Here is a 21,012-nt window from a genome sequence, read left to right on the forward strand (position 1 = left end):
ATCCTTTTTTATTCAAGGGTTGAAGGCTCATACCGCACTCGCTTCGTCGCGAGCGGCCTGCTGCTCGGCGTCGGCGGCTTGCAGACTGCGCCAGGCGGCGGTGGGGGTGACGTCGTTGAGGTAGTAGTTGCCCAGGGCGCGTTCGCGAAAGATCGCCGGGTTATGGGAGGCCAGGGTGCGCGCGTTGCGCCAATGCCGGTCGAAGCGACGCGACTCGCTGGTGGCGGAGGCGCCGCCGACTTCGAACAGCAGCGTGGTGGCTTCCAGCACCTGTTCCAGCACGATCTGTTGCGCCTGATAGGCACGGATCTCCGCCTCGGTGTAATGCTCTTCGTTGGCGTAGCCACCCTGCTCTGCTTCGTGCACCTCCTGAAGGACCTCGGCAACGGCCAGCACCTGGGTGCGAGCGGCATAGGCCAGGCTCGACAGGCGACCGATCACCCGCTGCACCAGCGGATCATCCTTGGGGCTCGATTGCCCCGGCACGCCAAACGCGCGGGTGCGGCCTTTGACGAATTCGGTGGCATCGCGCAGCACCGCATTCGCGATGCCGGCCAGGGTCGCCAGGTGGAACAGCTGGTAGAACGCGCTCAGGTAGGACTCGGCGCGCAGCTCGTCTTTCTTGAAGCGTCGCACGATGTGCTGCGCCGGTACGTCGACCGCCTTGAAGCGGGTGGTGCCGCTGCCGGTGAGGCGCTGACCGAAGCCGTCCCAGTCATCCTCGACGGTGACGCCTGGCGCATCGGTACGTACCGCGAGGCTGACAAAATCCTCGCCATCCAGGGCAACGGCGGCGATCCAGTTGGCGTACAGCGTGCCGGTGCAGTAGTACTTCTCGCCGTCCAGCTGCCAGCCGGAATCGACTGCGCTGAGGGTCACCGAGTTGCGGGTGGTATCGGTGCGCTCGGCCATGGCGGCGCCCCACAGTTCGCCGTCGACGACTTTGGCGAACCAGTAATCCTGGGACTCGCTGTCACGGCTGGAAATCCGGCCTTCAACAAACCCGAAATGCGCGCGCACAATCTGCGGCAGGTTTGAATCGGCCTCCCCCAGTTCAATCAACAGGCGAAACAACTGCGGCAAACTCGCGCCCAGGCCGCCCAATGCCTGCGGCACACGCAGGGCACCGAAGCCGGCCTCCCGCAGCCACGCCACCGCGTCATGGGCCAGCTCGCGTTGCTGCTCGCGGGCGACGGCGGTGTCGGCTATCCGTGCAAATACGTCGGCAAAACGCTGGTGCAAGTCGGCATAACTCACCGCAGCGGGGATCGAAGCACTCATGGTTTTTCCTTCTTCAAAGACACTCACGCCTGATTGGCCCGGGGGTCAATCCAGCGGTTGATCAAATCGACGGCCAGGTTCACCAGCACGTACACCGTGGCCGCAAGCAGGGTCACCCCCAGCACCATCGGCACGTCTTTGTTGCTGGTGGCATCGAGCATCAAGCGCCCGATGCCCTGGCGTGCAAACAGCAATTCCACCACCACCGCGCCGCCCAGCAGGCTGGCGAACACGAACCCGGCCAGGGTCACCAACGGCACCAGCGCGTGGCGCAAGGCATGACGCAGGCGCACGGCGGTTTCGGACAGGCCGCGGGCACGGGCCATGGCGATAAAGGGTTGTTCGAGGGTGTCTTCCAGGGACTGGCGCAGCAGTTGGGTCAGCACCGCAGCCACCGGCAAGGCCAGCGCAACCGAGGGCAGGATCAAGGAGCGCCAGCCTACGGAACCGGACGGCGGCAACCAGTGCCAATGAAACGAAAACACCAGCAACAACAACATGCCGATCACAAACGAAGGCGCCGACGACAGCACCAGTTCGCTGCCGGAGACGACTGAGCGCACCCAGCGCGAACGGTTGGCGGTGAGGATCGCGCACACCAGGGCCAACACCACTGCCAGCAGCGCGGCGCTCAAGGACAGTTGAATGGTGGCGCCGATCTGCTCGGCAATCGCCTGCTGCACCGGAATACGCAGGCGATAGGACTCGCCGAGGTCGCCATGGGCCAGGCGTACCAGGTAATTGCCGTATTGCACGATCAGGGGCTGGTCCAGGCCGTATTCGGCACGCACCCGGGCCAGCAGCTCCGGTGTGGGCATCGAGTCCGGGCCGCCGAGGATTGCCAGCGCCGTATCTCCGCCGCTGAAATTGACGGCGAGAAAGGTCAGCGTCGCAGCGCCCCACAGTACGCCGATGCCCGCCAGCAGGCGCCAGGCGATGGATTTGAACAGGCTCATGGTTGCCCCCGGTCCAGCCAGATGCTGGTGAAGAACGGTACGTTGTGGGAGGTATCAAAAATCACGCCTTGAACTTGCCGGCCATACGCGGTGAGCACCTGGCTTTCCACCGAAGGCACCGCCGGGACGGTTTCGGTCAGGCGCTTTTGCGCTTCGCCGTAGAGCGCCTGCAATTCAACCGGGTCGCGGGATTGGCGAGCGGCGCTGAGTACCCGATCCAGCTCGGCATCACGGAAGCGCCCGACGTTCTGGCCGATGATCTTGTCGGTGCTGATGGCCTGGCTGTGATAGAGCACGAACAGGCCGTCGGGTGTGTTGGTGTGCCAGTAACCGCCGGCCAGTGCCTGAAATTTCCCGGCGTAGCGTTTCTCGGTCACCCGGGTCAGCGGCAGCATTTCGATGGGCATCTCAAACCCGACTTTTTTCAGGTCGGCCTGGATGGCCACCGAGACGCTGGCGGGAAACGCCGGGTTGTCATAGGACAGCATTGTTGCCTTGAGGCGCTGCCCATCCTTCGTGCGATAACCCTGGGCATCGCGCCCGGTCCAGCCGGCGTCGTCCAGCAGCGCATTAGCGGCTTTGACGTCGTAGGCCAGGGCGTCGTTGTTGGGTTGATAAAACCGGGTGTTGGCCGCCAGGAAATCCGCCTTGGCGATGTATTCGCCGAAGCCGGAAATCCACGCCAACCCTTCGCGGTCGATGGCCTTGGCGACTGCGCGGCGCACGCGTACATCGTCAAACGGTGGCTGTTCAACGTTGAAGGTCATGCTGCGGCTCGGGTTGCCTTTGCGGATCCGGCTGCGCATCACCAGGTTCGGGTTGGCGCGGATCGCAGCGGCGTTCTGGGCCGGCGCGTCGAGGGCGAAATCCGACTGGCCGGACTCCAGCGCCGTGAAGCGGATCATGGCTTCGGGGACGTAGCTCAACTCGATGCGGTCCAGGTAGGCCTCCCCCTTATGCCTTGTCACCGGTGGTGCCCAGTCGTAGCCGGGGCGCTTGATGAACACCGCACCCTGGTCACGGGTGTAGCTCTGCAACAGGAACGGGCCGCTGCCGATGGGATGTTCAGCGATGGTCTTGGGCGCTTCGCGGATCTGTTTTGGCGAGATCATGCTCAGCCAGGACTGCGCCAGCACGTCGAGGAGGGGTGTGTAGGGTTCACGCAAGTGGGCTTCGAAGGTGTAGTCATCGATGACCTTGCCGCCCAGGTATGGCGCGATGTAGGCCGCCGCCAGCGGGGACTTGGTCGCCGGATCGCGCATGTGCTCCAGGTTGGTTTGCAGCGCCTGGGCGTTGAATTTCTCGCCGTCGCTGAAGGTCACGTCATCGCGCAGGTGAAAGGTGTAGGTCTTGCCGTCCTCGGAGATGTCCCAGGAACGGGCCAGCCATGGGCTGATATTGCCCTGCTCGTCCTGGTACACCAGGCAGTCGTAGAGAATTCGGCCCATCCATTGGATGTTGCCGTTGGATAAGGCGTGAACATCGAAACTGCCGGCGTCGGAGGCGGCGGACACTCGCAAAGTTCCACCGCTGCGACCCGGTGAAGGCTCATAAAAGTCCGTCGCCGAATAAGTCACCACACCGTTAGTCACAGTGCCATCAGCCACCGAAGTTTCATGTTGTGGTGCCGCAGCCGGTGAACAGGCATTGATCGCCAGGGACAGTGATATAACCGCCGACAGTTTCAGAATGGTTGTCAATGACGCTTCCTTAGAGGAACTCGATAAACACTGAAAGTTTGCAACTACAGGCTGTAATGCAGTGAGCATGCCAGACTTTCAGAAACGCCATCCTGATCACTAAACAGGTACGAAACCCTTACAGACCGGGAAAATCCATAGCAAACACTTATATGGTTATACCCGTTATACGACCTTAAGTTGTTGGTAGCTTTACACACTGCTTATCAACTGTTGCGTTTGCGACAGTTGAAGCAAATCCGGCCAACAGAGTTAACTGTTGAAAATTAAACACTGATTCAAAACAAAGTATCCCGCAGAACACTTCTCCCCCACTAAGCGCCCGTAATTCTTGGAAAATAGCATTGGCATAGAAACTGCTCAGAGCGAAACAGGCATGACTATTCGAATAGAAAGCTGGGGCTCATTTATCTATTCACAAGGAACACGCTTAATGGATCCGATCTTTCGGGGAGAGTTGCAAAAGTTGACACTTGCCGTTCGGCAAGCCACTTGGCTGGCGATGCTGGGACTGGGCTCGGCCCTGGTCTTTTCCGCCAGCGCACAGGCAGAGGATGAGGTCACACCGACAACCGGTACGCGGCTAAAGACCGTGACGGTGGAGGCACAAAAAATCACGCCCGTTGAGGCGGCAAAGAGTCAGTTGTCCGAGGTGCCCGGCGGCACCAGCGTGGTAGACAGCGAACAGGTGGCCAAGGGACGGACCGCCACCTTGCAGGACACCCTCGCCTATCAACCGGGTGTGTTCGTGCAGTCCACCGGTGGCAATGACGCGGCCAAGATCTCCATCCGTGGCTCAGGGGCCAACACCTCGCCGGGGTATTTCCGTGAGGGCATCAAGTTCCTGTTCGACGGCCTGCCGATCACCGGCCCGGGCGGCACACCCTACGAATTCCTCAACGGCTCGGGGGTGAACTACACCGAAATCCTGCGCGGCGCCAACGCCTTCCAGTACGGCGCACTGAGCCTTGGCGGCGCCATCAACTTCGTCAACCAGACCGGCTACACCGCGCCCGGGCTACGGGTGCGCGCGGAAACCGGGAGCTACGGCTACAACAAGCAAAGCCTGAGTGTCGGCGGCGTCGAGGGCGCGTTCGATTACTACCTGAATGCCGACAACTACCGCAGCGATGGCTACCGCGATTACAGCCTGTCGAAAAGCCAGGGCGTAGTGGCGAACTTTGGCTACCGCTTCAGCCCGCAACTCGAATCCCGGGTGATGCTGCGTTACCGCGACGAGTTCCACAACGACCCGAGCGCCACCACCCTGGATGCGGTGAAGCACCACTCCGACCGCGCCAGTGCCACCGCCGAAAGCAGCGGCGCCGGCAGCCGTCGCCCCGGCAGCGTATGGCTGGGCAGCAAGACCACCTACACCTTTGAGGACGACGCCACCCTGTCGGTGGGCTTCGTCTACTACCAGTACGCCCACAACAACAGCCCGAACAGCCCGAGCAACCCCAGCTACTGGGACTGGCATGACCTGAGCGCGGTGATCAACTACGACCGCCGCGACACCCTGTTCGGCCACGAAAGCCGCTCCAGCCTGGCCTTCACCTCCACCGAACACCTCAAGGGCCAGGTCGACTCCACCTTCGCCAACAAACAGACCCGCAAGTTCGTCGACTACAGCTCGTCTTTCGATCACGTGTTCTCCGTGGGCAACGACCTGGAACTGGTGGACGGCCTATGGCTGACCAGTGGCGTCTCGGCGATCAACGTACGGCGCCATGCCGACGTCAAGGAAGCCCTGGTGGCCAACACCACCACGTACCCGAGCGATGTCACCTACGACAACTGGAGCCTGGCACCGCGAATCGGCGTGCGTTACGAGTTCACCCCGCAACTGCAAGTGTTCGCCAACGTCAGCCGCTCCGTCGACCCACCGGCGTCGTGGGAATACTCCGGCTCCGGGCCGACCTCGCCGTACGTACGGCCGCTGGTGGAACAGAAAGCCAATACCGTGGAAGTCGGGATCAAGGGTTCATCGGGCATCTTCGACGGCAGCCTGGCGCTCTACCGCTCGTGGGTGAAAAATGAATTGCTCAACGTGCAGATCATTCCGGCCACCTCCACCGCAGCGGCGGTAACCGGTGCATTCAACGCCACACCGACGATCCATCAAGGGATCGAGGCCGGCTTGAATACGCGCCTGTGGGAAAACACCTCGGGTGAAAAAATCACCCTGCGCCAGGTGTACACCTACAACGACTTCTACTACCGGCACGACCCGACCTTCGGCGACAACCAACTGCCGGGAATTCCGAAGCATATCTATCAGGGCGAGGTGCAGTATCAGCACCCGGCGGGCTTCTATACCGGGGTGAACGTGCAGTCGGCTTCGCGTACGGCGGTGGACTATGCCAATAGCTTCTACGCGCCCTCCTACACAATCTTCGGGGCGAACGTGGGGTATGAAACGCCGAGCAAGGACTGGAAGGTGTCGCTGGATGTGAAGAACCTGACCAATCAGAAGTACGTGACTGCGGTGCAGCCGTTGTATGACGCGAAGGGCCAGGATACGGCGTCGTTGTATCCGGGGGATGGGATTGGGGCTTATGTGGCGGTGGAAATGCGCTATTGAGTCATCGCATAACCTTAGCTGTCGATGTTCTTATTCCTCACGCCCGGCGATGGGTAAATTGTTAGCCACGTATCTCATTGAGGAAGTGGCTAATGTCTGAGTCTCGATCCGAGCCTGTGGTGTGGGTTGCCGGTGTGGGTGCCGTGGCCGGCCTGGGAGCGGCGCTGGCGCGACGCTTCGCGCGGGAGGGTTTGCAGGTGGCTGTCAGCGGCAGGAGCCCCGACAAGTTGCAGGCTGTGGTCGAGGGCATCCGTGCGCTCGGCGGGGATGCGGTAGCTATCGTGGCGGACTCGGGAATCGAGTCCGAGGTGATCGCCGCCAGCCAGCAGATCAGCCAGTTGGGCCCCCTCAAGGCCGCGATCTTCAATGTCGGCAACTCCGTCGCAGCGCCCACCCTGGAGTTGAGCGCGCAGCTGTTCGAGCAGACCTGGCGGGCCTCGACCCTGGGCGGCTTCCTGTTTGCCCGCGAGGCCACCCGTTTGCTGCTCGACAGTGGTGGCGGCAGCCTGTTGTTCACCGGGGCTACCGCTTCATTGCGAGGCAAGCCACCGTTCGCCGCCTTTGCTGCCGCGAAGGCGGGCTTGCGCTCACTGAGCCAGTCATTTGCCCGCGAGTTCGGGCCACAAAACGTGCACGTCGCCCATGTGGTCATCGATGGCGCCATCGACGGTGAGCGCGTGCAAAGCCGGGCCCCGGATTACCTGGCGCGACTGGGGGAAGACGGTGCGCTGAAACTCGAAGACATCGCCGACGCCTATTGGTACCTGCACACCCAACCGCGCAGCGCCTGGACCCAGGAACTGGACCTGCGGCCCTTCAAGGAACCCTTCTGAAAACCGCCTCACGCCTGGAGGATTGTTCATGGGAACTCATCAGACTCATCTCGCCCCGCCATCGGTCATCGGCGAACTCAACTACCTGCTGGACACCGGCGAGCGACCGGTGAACTACACCTTTCCGCAGCCAGACGGCACACCCAAGCGCAACGGCGTGCTGGACCCCACCCAAGTGAGTATTCACAACGCCCGGTTGCTCGACGAACCGGCTCATCTGGATCGCAACGGTTTCGAAAGGATCGACCACACCAGCACGGTGCCTGACCTGGAAAACGATGATCAGGTCCGTGAACACTACTATCCGGAAACCGAAGCCTTGCTCAAGCAACAGACCGGAGCGGTGAAAGTGGTGATCTTCGACCACACCATCCGGGTGGACGAGCACGGACGCGAGGACCGCGGGCTGCGTGAGCCGGTGCGGTACGTGCATAACGACCAGACCGAGCGCTCGGCGATTCGCAGGGTACGTGATCATTTGCCTGCGGATGAGGCTGAACAGCGGCTGCTGAAACGGTTTGCGATTATTAACGTCTGGCGGCCGATTGGTGCGCCGGTCCTGAGTACCCCACTCGCCCTGTGCGATGCGCGAAGCATGGCCGAGAGCGACTTGCTGCCCAGCGACCTGGTGTATCGGGACAAGGTTGGCGAGACTTTTTCGGTCAAGGCCAATCCCGCACATCGCTGGTATTACTACCCGCAGTTGCGGCCGGATGAGGTGCTGCTGTTGAAGATCCATGACTCGCGTAGCGATGTTGCAAGGCGCAGCGCACATACGGCGTTTGATGACCCGACTACGCCGGTGGATGCACCGCCAAGGAGGAGTATCGAGGTGCGGGCGTTGGTGTTTTTTGGGGAGTGAGGGCGAGTCTGGAGAGAGGCCTGGTAACTTCGGAGCGCACGTCCGACCACGCGTTTGAAGGCTACTCACCTGACCTGGCGCGGTACGCCATTGAAGCAGCACCCGACTTGCCTGCCTCGGTGCTGAATCAAAGCGTCGATATCTTCTGCGATGTCGCCTACCGGACCAATGGTGGCGGCGGCATTCATACGCGTGCCGGGTCGGCTCGTCGTTGCGAAACCTGCATTCTCGCGTCTGGTCACGTTGCTGAGGCCGTTGATGCCAGGCCCGCTCCATCGCTCCGGGACGGCATTGCCGTGTTGTCGTGGGTGCGAAAAAGCGGCTATATCAGCCACGATCATCGAACGGCAGCAGAAACTGTTCGGCCCGCTGCCGACCATTGAGGATTTTGTGACGAGTTACCGCCGGGATCGGTGCTTGTTCAAGTGAGGATTGTCTTGGAAGTTTAATCGGCAAGTTAAGGCAAGCGGGGAAATAAGGGCATCCCGCAAAAGTCACGCAAATGAAAAAGGCCAATGCTGTGTGCATTGGCCTTTTCATTGAAATATATGGTCGGGACGGAGTGATTCGAACACTCGACCCCTAGCACCCCATGCTAGTGCGCTACCGGACTGCGCTACGCCCCGACTAGGCGTTTTACTGGGTTCGCTTCGCAACGAAGCGATCAGGAATATACCGCAAGCTTTTGAAATGTGGAAGTATTTTAAAAGCCGGAATTACTTCTTCAAAACCACCAGCACATCTTCGAGTTCGGAGATCATCTGGCGGATCATTTGCTTGTACTGGGTGGTGTCGTCTTTGGCTTCATCACCGGACATACGCTGGCGCGCGCCACTGATGGTGAACCCCTGGTCGTACAGCAACGCACGGATCTGTCGGATCATCAGCACATCCTGGCGCTGATAATACCGACGGTTCCCGGTGCGTTTGACGGGGTTGAGTTGAGGAAACTCCTGCTCCCAATAGCGCAGCACGTGCGGTTTTACCGCACAGAGCTCGCTGACTTCACCAATGGTGAAGTAGCGTTTGCCTGGGATGACGGGCAGTTCGTCGTTATGACTTGGTTCCAGCATAAGCCTCAACTCGGGCCTTCAACTTCTGCCCTGGACGAAAGGTGACCACACGGCGAGCCGTGATCGGGATTTCTTCTCCCGTTTTTGGATTGCGGCCAGGCCGCTGGCGTTTGTCCCGCAGGTCAAAATTGCCGAAACCGGACAATTTGACCTGTTCGTTGTCTTCAAGAGCGTGCCTGATTTCTTCAAAGAACAGCTCGACCAATTCCTTGGCCTCGCGCTTGTTCAGGCCCAGCTCTTCATACAGACGTTCCGCCATCTCAGCTTTCGTCAAAGCCCCCATACGTCACTTCCTTAACGTGGCGTTCAACCTTTGTTCGAGCGAGGTGAGGATATTTTGTGTCGTCGTATTCACCTCATCGTCATTAAGAGTGCGCGATGGATGCTGCCAGGTCAAGCCAACTGCAAGGCTTTTTCTATGCGGATCAATGCCTTTACCCTGATAGACGTCAAATAGCCTGAGGTCTGTCAGCCATTCCCCTGCATTTTCACGGATTACGTCCAGAACAGCACTGGCCGCAACACCTTGATCGGCAATCAACGCCAGATCACGTCGCACTTCAGGGAAACGCGACAACTCGCTGAATTTAGGCATTTTGCCCGATGCCACTTCAGCCAAGACTAGCTCAAAAACGAAGACTGGACGGTCCAGCCCCAAGGTTTTCGACAGTTCAGGGTGAATCGCGCCAACGAAGCCCACCAGGCGACCTTCACGTTCGATACGTGCAGTCTGGCCCGGGTGCAACGCCGGGTGTTTGCCAGGGGTGAAGGTAAAGGCATCCAGCGCACCGGCAAAGCCCAGCACCGCTTCCACATCGGCCTTGACGTCGAAGAAGTCGACGGTGTCGCGGCCTTGTGCCCAGCCTTCCGGCAGACGGCTGCCGCAGACGACGCCAGCCAGCATCGGCTCTTGCTTCAGGCCGTCCAACTGACCGACAAAACGCAGACCGCTTTCGAACAGGCGCACACGGTCTTGTTGACGGTTCAGGTTGTGGGAAAGCGCTTTTACCAAACCAGGCCACAACGACGAGCGCATGGCGGCCATGTCGTTGGAGATCGGGTTAGCCAGCAACAGCGGCTCGACACCCGGGTTGAACAGTTCGAATTGCTTCGGATCGATGAAGCTGTAGGTCACCGCTTCCTGATAACCACGGGCAACCAGCAGGCGACGCAGTTCCGGCAGATGTGCACGGGCTTCAGCTTTCGGCTGCGGCGCCAGGCGCGCTTGCGGGTAACGAACCGGCAGGCGGTTGTAGCCGTACAGGCGGGCCAGCTCTTCGATCAGGTCGACTTCCAGGCTGATATCGAAGCGATGGCTTGGCACTTCTACGTGCCACTGCCCTGCTTCACCTGCAGAGATGCCGAGGCCGAGTGCCGACAGCAGGCGCTCGATTTCAACCGGCTCGATCACCAGGCCGAGCATTTGCTCAACGGCCTTGGCACGCAGAACGATCGGTGCAACCGACGGCAGGTGCTGCTCGCTGACGGTTTCGATGATCGGGCCGGCTTCGCCGCCAGTGATTTCCAGCAGCAGGCCAGTGGCGCGCTCCATGGCTTCACGGGCCAGTTGCCAGTCCACGCCACGCTCGTAGCGGTGCGAGGCGTCGGTGTGCAGGCCGTAGGAACGGGCCTTGCCAGCGATGGCGATCTGATCAAAGAAGGCGCTTTCGAGAAAGATGTCGCGAGTGGTTGCGGACACGCCGCTGTGCTCGCCACCCATCACGCCGGCAATCGCCAGGGCGCGGGAATGGTCAGCAATCACCAGGGTGTCGGCACGCAGGCTGACTTCCTGGCCGTCGAGCAGTACCAGCTTCTCGCCTTCCTCGGCCATGCGCACGCGAATGCCGCCATTGATTTCAGCGAGATCGAAAGCGTGCAGCGGTTGACCCAGTTCCAGCATCACGTAGTTGGTGATGTCGACGGCAGCATCGATGCTGCGTACTTCGGAACGACGCAGGCGCTCAACCATCCACAGCGGGGTTGGCTTGGACAGGTCGACGTTACGGATCACACGACCCAGGTAACGTGGGCAGGCGTTAGGGGCCAGCACCTCGATCGAACGCACTTCGTCGTGCACGGCAGGCACGGCGGCAACCACCGGACGGCTGACGGTGGCGGCGTACAGCGCACCGACTTCACGGGCCAGGCCCGCCAGGGACAGGCAGTCGCCGCGGTTCGGGGTCAGGTCGACCTCGATGCTGGCGTCTTCCAGTTCCAGGTAGACACGGATATCCTGGCCCACCGGCGCGTCGGCCGGCAGTTCCATCAGGCCATCATTGCCTTCACCGACCTGCAGCTCCGCCTGGGAGCACAGCATGCCGTTGGACTCAACGCCACGCAGCTTGGCCTTCTTGATCTTGAAGTCGCCTGGCAGTTCGGCACCGATCATGGCGAACGGGATTTTCAGGCCCGGGCGCACGTTTGGCGCTCCGCACACGACCTGGAAGGTTTCCGCGCCGTTGCTGACCTGGCACACACGCAACTTGTCAGCGTCCGGGTGTTGCTCGGTGCTCAGCACCTCGCCCACTACCACGCCACTGAAAACACCGGCGGCCGGCGTAACGCTATCGACCTCAAGGCCGGCCATCGACAGACGGGCAACCAGCTCGTCGCGACTTACCTGCGGGCTTACCCAGCCACGCAGCCATTGTTCACTGAATTTCATCCTGCTCTCCTAAAGATCCGTTACGACTAGCGAAATTGCGCGAGGAACCGCAAGTCGTTGTCGAAGAACAGACGCAAGTCGTTCACGCCGTAACGCAGCATGGCCAGACGCTCAACGCCCATGCCGAAGGCAAAGCCCGAAAATTCTTCCGGGTCGATCCCGGACATGCGCAGCACGTTGGGGTGAACCATGCCGCAACCCATCACTTCCAGCCAGCCGGTCTGTTTGCAGACGCGGCAGCCTTTACCGCTGCACATCACGCATTCCATATCGACTTCAGCGGATGGCTCGGTGAACGGGAAGAACGAGGGACGGAAACGCACCGCCAGCTCCTTCTCGAAGAACACCCGCAGGAACTCTTCGATGGTGCCTTTGAGGTCGGCGAAGTTGATGTCGCGATCAACCAGCAGGCCTTCGACCTGGTGGAACATCGGCGAGTGGGTGATATCGGAGTCGCTGCGGTACACACGGCCTGGGCAGACGATGCGGATCGGCGGCTTCTGCGATTCCATGGTGCGGACCTGTACCGGCGAGGTATGGGTGCGCAGCAACATGTTCGCATTGAAATAGAAGGTGTCATGCATCGACCGGGCCGGGTGGTGGCCTGGGATGTTGAGCGCCTCGAAGTTGTGATAGTCGTCTTCGACCTCAGGGCCTTCGGCAATGCCGTAGCCGATGTGGGTGAAGAACTGCTCGATACGTTCCAGAGTCCGGGTAATCGGATGCAGACCGCCCGAGGTCTGGCCACGGCCAGGCAGGGTTACGTCAATGGACTCGGCGGCGAGCTTGGCCGCAAGATCGGCCTCCTCGAGCGACGCCTTGCGCGCATTGAGAACCTCTGTAACACGCTCCTTGGCCACGTTGATCAGCGCACCGACTTGCGGACGCTCTTCAGCCGGCAAATTCCCCAGGGTCTTCATCACCTGAGTCAATTCACCCTTTTTGCCAAGGTAGTGAACCCGGATTTGCTCCAGGGCATTGATATCTTCTGCGCGTTGCACAGCCTCTAGTGCTTGAGAGACCAGCGCATCCAGGTTTTCCATGTACAGACTCCAGATACAAAATAGGGGAAGAGCTTGAAGGCTCTTCCCCTATTTAAGACGTTTAACACCTTGGGCCGCGGAAGCGACCCAGGGTGACTGTCGGGGGTACTTAAGCCAAGGTGGCTTTAGCTTTCTCGACAATCGCAGCAAACGCCGCTTTTTCGTTCACTGCCAGATCAGCCAGAACCTTACGGTCGATCTCGATGGACGCTTTTTTCAGGCCAGCGATGAAACGGCTGTAGGACAGACCGTTAACACGTGCACCAGCATTGATACGAGCGATCCACAGAGCGCGGAACTGACGTTTTTTCTGACGACGGTCACGGTAGGCGTATTGGCCAGCCTTGATAACCGCTTGCTTGGCAACACGGAATACGCGTGAACGCGCGCCGTAGTAGCCTTTAGCAAGTTTCAGAATTTTCTTGTGGCGCTTACGCGCCATGACGCCACGCTTTACACGAGCCATGAGTTACTTCCTCTATTCTTGACTAAAATTAACGAAGGCGCAGCATGCGCTCGACTTTTGCAACGTCAGACGGATGCAGCAAGCTGCTACCGCGCAGTTGACGCTTACGCTTGGTCGACATTTTAGTCAGGATGTGGCTCTTGAAAGCGTGCTTGTGCTTGATACCGTTAGCAGTTTTCAGAAACCGCTTAGCAGCACCACTTTTAGTTTTCATCTTTGGCATGTTCGGTACTCCGCATTCAGTTGATAAACATAATCAGAAGGCCTGCCGTGCCCTATTGATTACTTCTTCTTTTTCGGGGCGATGACCATAATAAGCTGGCGTCCTTCCATCTTAGGATGCTGTTCGACCGAACCGTACTCGAGCAGGTCAGCTTCAACCCGCTTGAGGAGTTCCATCCCCAGCTCCTGGTGGGCCATCTCACGGCCGCGGAATCGCAAGGATACCTTGGCCCTGTCCCCATCACTCAGGAAACGTACCAGGTTGCGCAGTTTTACCTGGTAATCCCCTTCCTCCGTCCCTGGACGAAACTTGATTTCTTTTACTTGAATCTGCTTCTGGTTCTTCTTCGCCGCGGCAATCTGCTTCTTCTTCTCGAAGATCGACTTGCCGTAGTCCATCACCCGGCAAACGGGTGGGATTGCATCGGCGGAGATTTCCACCAGGTCCAATTTGGACTCTTCAGCAATACGAAGCGCTTCATCAATCGAGACGATGCCAATCTGCTCGCCGTCAGCGCCAATTAACCGAACCTCGCGTGCCGAGATATTCTCGTTGATCGGGGCTTTCGGTGCAGCTCGTTTATCTTGTCTCATTTCACGCTTAATAATAATTACTCCGAATCTGGGCGACCACGCCGGGAAACCGCTTGCGCGAGGAACTCAGCGAACTGGGCGACGGGCATCGAGCCCAGGTCAGCACCTTCACGAGTACGCACAGCGACAGTCTGCATCTCGACTTCCCGATCTCCGATAACCAAAAGATAGGGAACCTTGAGCAAAGTATGCTCGCGGATTTTAAAGCCGATCTTTTCATTTCTCAAGTCGGACTTGGCACGAAATCCGCTTTCATTGAGAGTTTTTTCAACTTCAGCGGCAAAATCTGCCTGTTTATCAGTGATATTCATGATCACTGCCTGGGTCGGAGCCAGCCACGCAGGGAATGCACCCTCGTAGTGCTCGATCAGGATCCCGACGAACCGTTCGAACGAGCCGAGGATCGCCCGGTGCAGCATAACCGGGTGTTTACGGCTGTTGTCTTCGGAGACATATTCGGCTCCCAGACGGATCGGCAGGTTAAAATCGAGCTGCAGGGTACCACACTGCCAGACGCGACCAAGGCAATCTTTCAGCGAGAACTCGATCTTCGGACCGTAGAACGCACCCTCGCCCGGCTGCAGGTCGTACGCAAGCCCCGCACTGTCCAGTGCTGCGGCCAGTGCAGCTTCGGCGCGATCCCACAGATCGTCGGAACCCACGCGCTTTTCCGGACGAGTGGACAGCTTCATTTCGACTTCGGTGAAGCCGAAATCGCGATAAACGTCCATGGTCAGCTTGATGAACGCAGCGGATTCGGCCTGCATCTGCTCTTCGGTGCAGAAGATGTGGGCGTCATCCTGAGTGAAGCCACGCACGCGCATAATGCCGTGCAGGGCACCCGATGGCTCGTTACGGTGACAGGCACCGAACTCGGCCAGGCGCATCGGCAACTCGCGGTAGCTCTTCAGGCCTTGGTTGAACACCTGTACGTGGCACGGGCAGTTCATCGGCTTGATGGCGTAGTCGCGGTTTTCCGACTGAGTGGTGAACATGTTGTCGGCGTAGTTGGCCCAGTGCCCGGATTTCTCCCACAGGCTGCGGTCAACGACTTGCGGCGTCTTGATCTCAAGGTAGCCGTTGTCGCGCTGAACCTTGCGCATGTACTGCTCGAGCACCTGGTACAGAGTCCAGCCGTTCGGGTGCCAGAACACCATGCCCGGCGCTTCTTCCTGGAGGTGGAACAGGTTCAGGCGCTTGCCGATCTTGCGGTGATCGCGTTTTTCGGCTTCTTCGATGCGCTGGATGTAGGCTGCCAGCTGCTTCTTGTCAGCCCAGGCAGTGCCGTAGATCCGCTGCAGCTGTTCATTCTTCGCGTCACCGCGCCAGTAGGCACCGGAGAGTTTGGTCAGCTTGAACGACTTGAGGAAGCGCGTGTTCGGCACGTGCGGGCCACGGCACATGTCGACGTATTCTTCGTGATAATACAGGCCCATGGCCTGCTCATCCGGCATGTCTTCCACCAGGCGCAGCTTGTAGTCTTCGCCGCGAGCAGTGAACACGTCGATCACTTCGGCACGCGGAGTGACTTTCTTGATGACGTCGTAATCTTTTTCGATCAGCGCATGCATGCGCTGCTCGATGGCCGCCAGGTCGTCCGGAGTGAAAGGACGCTCGTAGGCGATGTCGTAATAGAAGCCTTCGTCGATGACCGGGCCGATGACCATCTTCGCGGTTGGGTACAGCTGCTTGACCGCGTGGCCAATCAGGTGCGCACAAGAGTGGCGAATGATCTCCAGCCCCTCTTGATCCTTGGGCGTAATGATTTGCAGGCTGGCATCGCCGGTGATCAGGTCGCTGGCGTCAACCAGCTTGCCGTCGACCTTGCCGGCCACGGTGGCCTTGGCCAGGCCGGCACCAATGGATGCGGCGACCTCGGCTACGGAAACCGAATGATCGAATGAACGTTGACTGCCGTCGGGAAGAGTAATAGTTGGCATGGCGCCTCCTCTCCTAGTGGTGACCCCTACCAAAGGTCACGTGGGTTGGGATGAGCCAGTACAAGATCCAACACCAGGCCGTTCAATGATGAACGCCTGCCTTACAGCGGCAGGAGCCTTTCGGCCAACCGGTAATCGAACCAGAGTGACTGGAGTTAAACAAAAAAGACCTTGGCGAGGCGGCATAGGGCGCGCCGGAAAATAGCCAAGCGGAAGATGCTAGCACAGATGAACGGTCATGGCGTCGGCGCCGCTTAACGAAACGCAAATTCCCGGCTTTTAAGGGCAAAAGTGAACTTGAACTGTACGGCGAGCCTCAAACACACCGAGAATCACCGTTCGTCCATGACTCCAGGAGCATTTCATTATGCGTTTTACCTCGACTTTCGCCCTTGCTGCATCCCTGACCCTCATGTCCCTGGGTGCGCACGCCGCAGCCCCGTCGAACTGGCCTGCCGGTGCACGGGACAGCTTCATCAAGGATTGCAGTTCAGCCGCCCAGCAAAGCGTTGATGCCAAAACCGCCAAAGACCATTGCGAATGTGGCGCGGACAAGATCAATGCCGAATTGAGCAGTGCCGAGATCAAGGAACTCATGACCAACCAGAACGCAGATCCCGCGCTGAAAAACAAAGCTGTCGCGGCTATTTCGTCCTGCAAAGTCGTGAAGAAAAAGTAATTTTTACACCCCGCCAGACCGGCTAAAGGACCAGAAATCGCCCTGAAAACTGCCATTTCTCACAAATTACGCAGCTTTTACGGCTTTTTTTACTAGCTGATATTTCGCTTAGAAGCCCCGTAGATCGGGGCTTTCAGCCAACCAAGGCACGAAACGCAACGCGATTGAATAGCAAACAATGCCTTGGGGGGGCTCCCAAGCCGAACATTTCGACTATGATAGCTCGGTGTGCCCAGTTGGCCTGAGCAGCACAGCACTACTGAAAATATATGTTTCTTGGAGATACACCATGTCTAATCGCCAAACCGGCACCGTTAAATGGTTCAACGATGAAAAAGGCTTCGGCTTCATCACTCCTCAAGGTGGCGGTGACGACCTGTTCGTACACTTCAAAGCTATCGAAAGCGACGGTTTCAAAAGCCTGAAAGAAGGCCAAACCGTTTCCTTCGTGGCTGAGAAAGGCCAAAAGGGTATGCAAGCTGCACAGGTTCGCCCAGAGTAATTCTGCGCCGAACTAAAAAAACCCCGTCCATGTGACGGGGTTTTTTATGGCCTGGAGAAAAGCGCTGAAACCATCAGCCGCAGTTGACGCGATTGATCACCAGGTTGTCATCGGTATTGAGATTCAGGCGATCGGAGCGGTATTCCAGGGTGACCATGTCGTCTGGTTTGAGAATGCGTGCGTTCTGCGCACCGGCGCGGCTACGGGCCTGTTCCAGCAGTTGCGGCGAAGCCTTCTGGCCGATTGCGAACTCGGCAGCCTTCGCCTCACAGCGGCTATGACCAGCATCGGTCACGGCAGTGTCTTTGGCTGGCTCAGAGGTACCCGGGGTGCTGCAACCCGTCAAGACAAGCGCAGCCAACAAAGTACCGAATGATGCGAGCTTCCAAGGCATGAAGCCTCCTTTAAGAAAAAATGGGCAGAGACCGTGCGACCGCGGTTTGGCCGATTGGTTTCCGAATTGTCACAATTGGCCGTTGGCCAGTCTGCCTGAGTCGACGCTGGGTACCAGCGAATCAATCGTCACCAGATATGAACGCGCTCAGTAGATGTCGATGTAATCAAACGGCGGCGTCGGCCAGTTCTGCTTGAGCGCATTGAAAATCTGCATCACCCACACCTCGTCGCTGGCTGCGACGTTGCCGACATAACCGGAACCCGCCGCCCAGGTTTCGAGACGAAACAGCAGGCCGTCGATATCAACACCGCCCACCACGCCCGAAGATAGGTAGGCAATGCCGGCTTTGGTGACGCGCAATTGGGTGTGAACGTTGTCACTGGCGGAGGCCAGCAACTGTTTCACAGCCTCCAGCGTCAGGTTCTCGGGGTTGTTCAAATCGATCTGCACGCGGTTTGCCCTGGCAATTAAACAGGCGGACAGTGTCGCACAGCCCTCCCCTCATGCCTAAGTAGCAGTGCCAAACGCTGCGCAAAATGGTTAACTCCACTCGCAAGACAGCACCAACCGCCTTCCAGCCTCGCGAGACCCCCATGACCATCGTCACGATCCACGCCGACATCAAAGCCAAGTGGCCCCAAGGGCAAAGCTCCTATAGCCCGGGCAGCCCGGAGGAGTTGGCAATCATCGGTATCGACCTGCTGGTCAAGGAACTGGGTACTCAGGCCGCGCAGGCATTCATCGGCCAGGTATTCGAGAAATACCCGACCGATCACATGGGGGCGCCAGACCCCGAGCGCGAATAAGACCCGGCCGACGAACGCCGACCGGTAAAGCGCTTACTTCAGGCGACCAAGACGCTCAGTCAGCAGATCGAAGAAGCCCTGGGCATCGCCGTTTTCAACCCAGAATGCGTTCTTCGGTTGTTTCAGGCCGTCGTACCAATCAACGATGGTCTGGCCGAAGGTCGGGCCTTCACGGCTGTCCACCACCACATTGACCTCACGGCCGCTGAACAGCGAAGGCTTGAGCAGGTAGGCAATGACGGTAGCGTCATGCACCGGGCCACCCGGGATGCCGTAGTGCTCCATGTCGCCTTTGACGTATTCATTGAGAATATCGCCGACCACCTTGCTCGCGTTGTTGTTCAGCGCAGCGATTTGCTTCAGGCGTGCGTCACTGGTCAGGACCTTGTGGGTCACGTCCAACGGCAGGTAAGTCAGCTTGACGCCACTTTTGAGCACGATCTCGGCCGCGATCGGATCCGCGAACAGATTGAACTCGGCCACCGGCGTGATATTGCCGCCGTTGAAGTGCGCGCCGCCCATCACTACCACTTCCTTGATGCCTTGCGTGATCTCCGGCGCCTGGGTCAACGCCAGCGCCAGGTTGGTCTGTGGACCGAGCATGGCAATGGTGATGCTGTGGGGTTTGGCGGTGCTCAGGGTCTTGATCAGGTAATCAACGGCATTGCCTTCGGCCAGGCCTTTCTTCGGCTCATGCACGGTGACGCCAGAGATACCTTCCTTGCCGTGGATGTTTTCGGCGTAGATCGGCGTGCGCAGCATTGGTTTTGGTGCACCGGCGTATACCGGGATGTCCTCGCGCCCTGCCCACTCGCGAGCCAGGCGCGCATTGCGGGAGGTCTTGTCCAGGCGCACGTTACCGGCAACGGTGGTCAGCGCACGGATGTTCAGCTCATCGGGCGAAGCCATGGCGAACAGCAAGGCCACCACATCGTCCGCACCGGGGTCGGTATCGATGATCAGGTCGATTTTTTCCGCCCCGTGGGCGCTTGCAGCAGTCAGGAAGGACAAAAGCAGCACACTCCGGAAAAGGTGTCGCAGGGTTTGGGTACCACGTTGCATGACGCACTCCTTGTCGTTGGGAATTCTAGAACGTTACGCCGGAGACCAGCGCGATATTGCAGTAAGGCTGGCACTCACCAGTGCGCACCACCGCCCTCGCCTTGCGGCTGAGCTGCTTGAACTCTTCATGGCTGAGCAGGCGGCGCTCGCCGAGAGCGGCCTGTTCGGTCAGGGTATTGAGATCAGCCAGGGCCGGCGGTTGCTTGAGCAGGATTTCTTCCGCCAGCACGTGGCTTTCCACCTGCATTTCACTGAGAACAATGCGCAAGGTGCTGACGAAATCCGGGATACCTTTGGTCAGCGCCAGGTCGATCAGTTCAACACCCGGCGGCACCGGCAGGCCGGCATCACCGATCACCAGAATGTCGCCGTGGCCAAGGGATGCGATCACCCGCGACAGCGCGATATTAAGCAAGGGAGTCTTTTTCATGAGGGCACAAAACCTTGGACGTCATGCAATGTAGGAATGGAGGGTTGCGCACCCGCACGGGTGACCGACAGCGCAGCAGCCACCTGGCCAAAACGAATGGCCTGGGCCTCGCTTTTGCCGCTGGCCAGCGCCGCCGCAAAACCGCCGACGAAGGTGTCACCGGCAGCCGTGGTATCGACCGCCTTGACCTTGGGCGCCATCAGGTGCTCAAAGCCCTGGCCATCGGCAAACAATGCGCCCTCGGAGCCGAGGGTAATGATGACTTTGCCGGCACCGGCCTTGATCAGACGCGTAGCAGCGACCTTGGCGCTGTCCAGTGAATCCACCACCACGCCACTCAAGGCCGAGGCTTCGCTTTCGTTGGGAATCAGGTAATCGATGGCGGCGTACCAATCTTCAGGCAGAGGACCGCTGGCTGGTGCCGGATTGAGGATCACCGTCTTGCCCAGTTCGCGACCGCGTTTGAGGGCATGGCCAACAGTCTCCATCGGCGTCTCAAGCTGACAGACAATCACGTCGGCAGCCTGCAGCACGCTGTCAAAGGTCTGTAATTTGGCTGGGGTCAATTCGCCATTGCTGCCGGCGACGATGACAATCGCATTCTGGCTGCTGTCATCCACCACGATCAGCGCCACACCGCTGGAACCGTCGACGGTGCTGACGGCCTGGCAATCGATGCCTTCCACCAACAATGCTTCGCGTAATTGCGCGCCGTAGGCATCGGTACCCACGCAACCGACCATCGCGACTTCGGCCCCAAGACGCGCCGAAGCGACCGCCTGGTTTGCGCCCTTGCCGCCGGGAACGGTGGAAAACGATTGGCCGATCAGGGTTTCACCGGCGCGGGGCAGCCGACTGGCCCGGGTGACCAGGTCCATGTTCAGGCTGCCTATTACCACTACTTTTGCTGGCATACA

22 protein-coding genes and 1 tRNA gene are annotated in these 21,012 nt (G+C 59.3%); 6 read left to right on the forward strand and 17 right to left on the reverse strand.

The genetic code is table 11. The features are described from left to right. Positions 1–27: 27 nt before the first annotated feature. Genes BLU46_RS04460 through BLU46_RS04470 form a run of 3 tightly spaced genes read right to left on the reverse strand, consistent with a single transcriptional unit; the run spans position 28 to position 3,937 of the window. The gene (locus tag BLU46_RS04460; RefSeq protein WP_093199038.1) at positions 28–1,281 is read right to left on the reverse strand and encodes an acyl-CoA dehydrogenase family protein; all 1,254 of its coding nucleotides are present in this window, start codon (positions 1,279–1,281) and stop codon (positions 28–30) included. Positions 1,282–1,304: 23 nt separating this feature from the next. Next, positions 1,305–2,237 carry an ABC transporter permease gene (locus BLU46_RS04465; protein ID WP_093199041.1) on the reverse strand — a complete coding sequence of 311 codons (933 nt, stop codon included), beginning with the start codon at positions 2,235–2,237 and terminating at the stop codon, positions 1,305–1,307. Then, complete coding sequence (locus tag BLU46_RS04470; RefSeq protein ID WP_093199044.1) at positions 2,234–3,937, reverse strand: ABC transporter substrate-binding protein; 1,704 nt, start codon at positions 3,935–3,937, stop codon at positions 2,234–2,236. The genes BLU46_RS04465 and BLU46_RS04470 overlap by 4 nt, the downstream gene beginning before the upstream one ends. Before the next feature lie 433 nt (positions 3,938–4,370). Between BLU46_RS04470 and BLU46_RS04475 the strand changes: the two genes are divergently transcribed. The 3 genes from BLU46_RS04475 (at position 4,371) to BLU46_RS04485 (ending at position 8,216) form a co-directional block, all read left to right on the forward strand. Beyond that, on the forward strand, positions 4,371–6,521 hold the full coding sequence (locus BLU46_RS04475) for a TonB-dependent receptor family protein (RefSeq protein WP_093199047.1): 2,151 nt from the start codon (positions 4,371–4,373) through the stop codon (positions 6,519–6,521). A gap of 92 nt (positions 6,522–6,613) precedes the next feature. Then, positions 6,614–7,354: an SDR family NAD(P)-dependent oxidoreductase gene (locus BLU46_RS04480; protein ID WP_093199052.1), complete on the forward strand. Its 741-nt coding sequence runs from the start codon at positions 6,614–6,616 to the stop codon at positions 7,352–7,354. 28 nt (positions 7,355–7,382) lie between these two features. Further along, complete coding sequence (locus BLU46_RS04485; protein WP_063031639.1) at positions 7,383–8,216, forward strand: CmcJ/NvfI family oxidoreductase; 834 nt, start codon at positions 7,383–7,385, stop codon at positions 8,214–8,216. Positions 8,217–8,765: 549 nt separating this feature from the next. Here BLU46_RS04485 and BLU46_RS04490 read toward each other — a convergent pair. From BLU46_RS04490 to thrS, 9 genes are all read right to left on the reverse strand, one after another. Then, positions 8,766–8,842, reverse strand: a tRNA-Pro gene (locus BLU46_RS04490). A 90-nt stretch (positions 8,843–8,932) separates the two neighbouring features. After that, the gene (locus tag BLU46_RS04495) at positions 8,933–9,289 is read right to left on the reverse strand and encodes a MerR family transcriptional regulator (RefSeq protein ID WP_003219935.1); all 357 of its coding nucleotides are present in this window, start codon (positions 9,287–9,289) and stop codon (positions 8,933–8,935) included. After that, complete coding sequence (gene ihfA / locus BLU46_RS04500; protein ID WP_002553164.1) at positions 9,270–9,572, reverse strand: integration host factor subunit alpha; 303 nt, start codon at positions 9,570–9,572, stop codon at positions 9,270–9,272. Before ihfA ends, BLU46_RS04495 begins: the two co-directional genes overlap by 20 nt. A 3-nt stretch (positions 9,573–9,575) precedes the next feature. Continuing rightward, positions 9,576–11,954, reverse strand: a complete 2,379-nt coding sequence (gene pheT / locus BLU46_RS04505; protein ID WP_093199055.1) for a phenylalanine--tRNA ligase subunit beta — start codon at positions 11,952–11,954, stop codon at positions 9,576–9,578. Positions 11,955–11,980: 26 nt separating this feature from the next. Next, the gene (gene pheS, locus BLU46_RS04510) at positions 11,981–12,997 is read right to left on the reverse strand and encodes a phenylalanine--tRNA ligase subunit alpha (RefSeq protein WP_063031643.1); all 1,017 of its coding nucleotides are present in this window, start codon (positions 12,995–12,997) and stop codon (positions 11,981–11,983) included. A gap of 109 nt (positions 12,998–13,106) precedes the next feature. Further along, positions 13,107–13,463: a 50S ribosomal protein L20 gene (gene rplT / locus BLU46_RS04515; protein ID WP_003219940.1), complete on the reverse strand. Its 357-nt coding sequence runs from the start codon at positions 13,461–13,463 to the stop codon at positions 13,107–13,109. Positions 13,464–13,491: 28 nt separating this feature from the next. Then, complete coding sequence (gene rpmI / locus BLU46_RS04520) at positions 13,492–13,686, reverse strand: 50S ribosomal protein L35 (protein WP_002553160.1); 195 nt, start codon at positions 13,684–13,686, stop codon at positions 13,492–13,494. A 59-nt stretch (positions 13,687–13,745) separates the two neighbouring features. After that, on the reverse strand, positions 13,746–14,297 hold the full coding sequence (infC, locus tag BLU46_RS04525; RefSeq protein WP_169875357.1) for a translation initiation factor IF-3: 552 nt from the start codon (positions 14,295–14,297) through the stop codon (positions 13,746–13,748). Then, positions 14,297–16,219 carry a threonine--tRNA ligase gene (thrS, locus tag BLU46_RS04530; protein WP_093199059.1) on the reverse strand — a complete coding sequence of 641 codons (1,923 nt, stop codon included), beginning with the start codon at positions 16,217–16,219 and terminating at the stop codon, positions 14,297–14,299. The genes infC and thrS overlap by 1 nt, the downstream gene beginning before the upstream one ends. 364 nt (positions 16,220–16,583) lie before the next feature. On the opposite strand from thrS, the gene BLU46_RS04535 reads away from it, so the two are divergent. Next, positions 16,584–16,898 carry a hypothetical protein gene (locus tag BLU46_RS04535; protein ID WP_081253185.1) on the forward strand — a complete coding sequence of 105 codons (315 nt, stop codon included), beginning with the start codon at positions 16,584–16,586 and terminating at the stop codon, positions 16,896–16,898. Between the two features lie 289 nt (positions 16,899–17,187). Beyond that, a complete protein-coding gene (locus tag BLU46_RS04540) occupies positions 17,188–17,400 on the forward strand; it encodes a cold-shock protein (protein WP_003179963.1) in 213 nt (70 codons plus the stop codon). Positions 17,401–17,473: 73 nt separating this feature from the next. Here the strand turns inward: BLU46_RS04540 and BLU46_RS04545 are convergent, their stop codons facing one another. Both BLU46_RS04545 and BLU46_RS04550 read right to left on the reverse strand, forming a co-directional pair. Next, positions 17,474–17,794 carry an I78 family peptidase inhibitor gene (locus BLU46_RS04545; protein WP_017478844.1) on the reverse strand — a complete coding sequence of 107 codons (321 nt, stop codon included), beginning with the start codon at positions 17,792–17,794 and terminating at the stop codon, positions 17,474–17,476. Positions 17,795–17,941: 147 nt separating this feature from the next. After that, positions 17,942–18,247, reverse strand: a complete 306-nt coding sequence (locus tag BLU46_RS04550) for a hypothetical protein (RefSeq protein WP_063031647.1) — start codon at positions 18,245–18,247, stop codon at positions 17,942–17,944. A gap of 143 nt (positions 18,248–18,390) precedes the next feature. Between BLU46_RS04550 and BLU46_RS04555 the strand changes: the two genes are divergently transcribed. Then, entirely contained in the window at positions 18,391–18,603 is a 213-nt protein-coding gene (locus BLU46_RS04555) for a hypothetical protein (RefSeq protein WP_063031649.1), read from the forward strand. Between the two features lie 33 nt (positions 18,604–18,636). Here the strand turns inward: BLU46_RS04555 and BLU46_RS04560 are convergent, their stop codons facing one another. The 3 genes from BLU46_RS04560 to rbsK are packed head-to-tail and all read right to left on the reverse strand — an operon-like array spanning position 18,637 to position 21,009. After that, positions 18,637–19,665: a nucleoside hydrolase gene (locus BLU46_RS04560; RefSeq protein WP_063031651.1), complete on the reverse strand. Its 1,029-nt coding sequence runs from the start codon at positions 19,663–19,665 to the stop codon at positions 18,637–18,639. Positions 19,666–19,690: 25 nt separating this feature from the next. Then, on the reverse strand, positions 19,691–20,095 hold the full coding sequence (rbsD, locus tag BLU46_RS04565; protein WP_017478841.1) for a D-ribose pyranase: 405 nt from the start codon (positions 20,093–20,095) through the stop codon (positions 19,691–19,693). Beyond that, positions 20,092–21,009, reverse strand: a complete 918-nt coding sequence (gene rbsK / locus BLU46_RS04570) for a ribokinase (protein ID WP_093199064.1) — start codon at positions 21,007–21,009, stop codon at positions 20,092–20,094. The genes rbsD and rbsK overlap by 4 nt, the downstream gene beginning before the upstream one ends. Between the last annotated feature and the right edge of the window lie 3 nt (positions 21,010–21,012).

The sequence above is a fragment of the Pseudomonas yamanorum genome (assembly GCF_900105735.1).
In the GTDB taxonomy this organism is placed as follows: domain Bacteria; phylum Pseudomonadota; class Gammaproteobacteria; order Pseudomonadales; family Pseudomonadaceae; genus Aquipseudomonas; species Aquipseudomonas yamanorum.

Bases quoted from the DNA above. Each gene is read 5' to 3' on its own strand.
- BLU46_RS04460 (WP_093199038.1), bottom strand. From the start codon at position 1,281: ATGAGTGCTTCGATCCCCGCTGCGGTGAGTTATGCCGACTTGCACCAG.
- BLU46_RS04465 (WP_093199041.1), bottom strand. From the start codon at position 2,237: ATGAGCCTGTTCAAATCCATCGCCTGGCGCCTGCTGGCGGGCATCGGC.
- BLU46_RS04475 (WP_093199047.1), top strand. From the start codon at position 4,371: ATGGATCCGATCTTTCGGGGAGAGTTGCAAAAGTTGACACTTGCCGTT.
- BLU46_RS04480 (WP_093199052.1), top strand. From the start codon at position 6,614: ATGTCTGAGTCTCGATCCGAGCCTGTGGTGTGGGTTGCCGGTGTGGGT.
- BLU46_RS04485 (WP_063031639.1), top strand. From the start codon at position 7,383: ATGGGAACTCATCAGACTCATCTCGCCCCGCCATCGGTCATCGGCGAA.
- BLU46_RS04495 (WP_003219935.1), bottom strand. From the start codon at position 9,289: ATGCTGGAACCAAGTCATAACGACGAACTGCCCGTCATCCCAGGCAAA.
- ihfA (WP_002553164.1), bottom strand. From the start codon at position 9,572: ATGGGGGCTTTGACGAAAGCTGAGATGGCGGAACGTCTGTATGAAGAG.
- pheT (WP_093199055.1), bottom strand. From the start codon at position 11,954: ATGAAATTCAGTGAACAATGGCTGCGTGGCTGGGTAAGCCCGCAGGTA.
- pheS (WP_063031643.1), bottom strand. From the start codon at position 12,997: ATGGAAAACCTGGATGCGCTGGTCTCTCAAGCACTAGAGGCTGTGCAA.
- rplT (WP_003219940.1), bottom strand. From the start codon at position 13,463: ATGGCTCGTGTAAAGCGTGGCGTCATGGCGCGTAAGCGCCACAAGAAA.
- rpmI (WP_002553160.1), bottom strand. From the start codon at position 13,686: ATGCCAAAGATGAAAACTAAAAGTGGTGCTGCTAAGCGGTTTCTGAAA.
- thrS (WP_093199059.1), bottom strand. From the start codon at position 16,219: ATGCCAACTATTACTCTTCCCGACGGCAGTCAACGTTCATTCGATCAT.
- BLU46_RS04540 (WP_003179963.1), top strand. From the start codon at position 17,188: ATGTCTAATCGCCAAACCGGCACCGTTAAATGGTTCAACGATGAAAAA.
- BLU46_RS04545 (WP_017478844.1), bottom strand. From the start codon at position 17,794: ATGCCTTGGAAGCTCGCATCATTCGGTACTTTGTTGGCTGCGCTTGTC.
- BLU46_RS04555 (WP_063031649.1), top strand. From the start codon at position 18,391: ATGACCATCGTCACGATCCACGCCGACATCAAAGCCAAGTGGCCCCAA.
- BLU46_RS04560 (WP_063031651.1), bottom strand. From the start codon at position 19,665: ATGCAACGTGGTACCCAAACCCTGCGACACCTTTTCCGGAGTGTGCTG.
- rbsD (WP_017478841.1), bottom strand. From the start codon at position 20,095: ATGAAAAAGACTCCCTTGCTTAATATCGCGCTGTCGCGGGTGATCGCA.
- rbsK (WP_093199064.1), bottom strand. From the start codon at position 21,009: ATGCCAGCAAAAGTAGTGGTAATAGGCAGCCTGAACATGGACCTGGTC.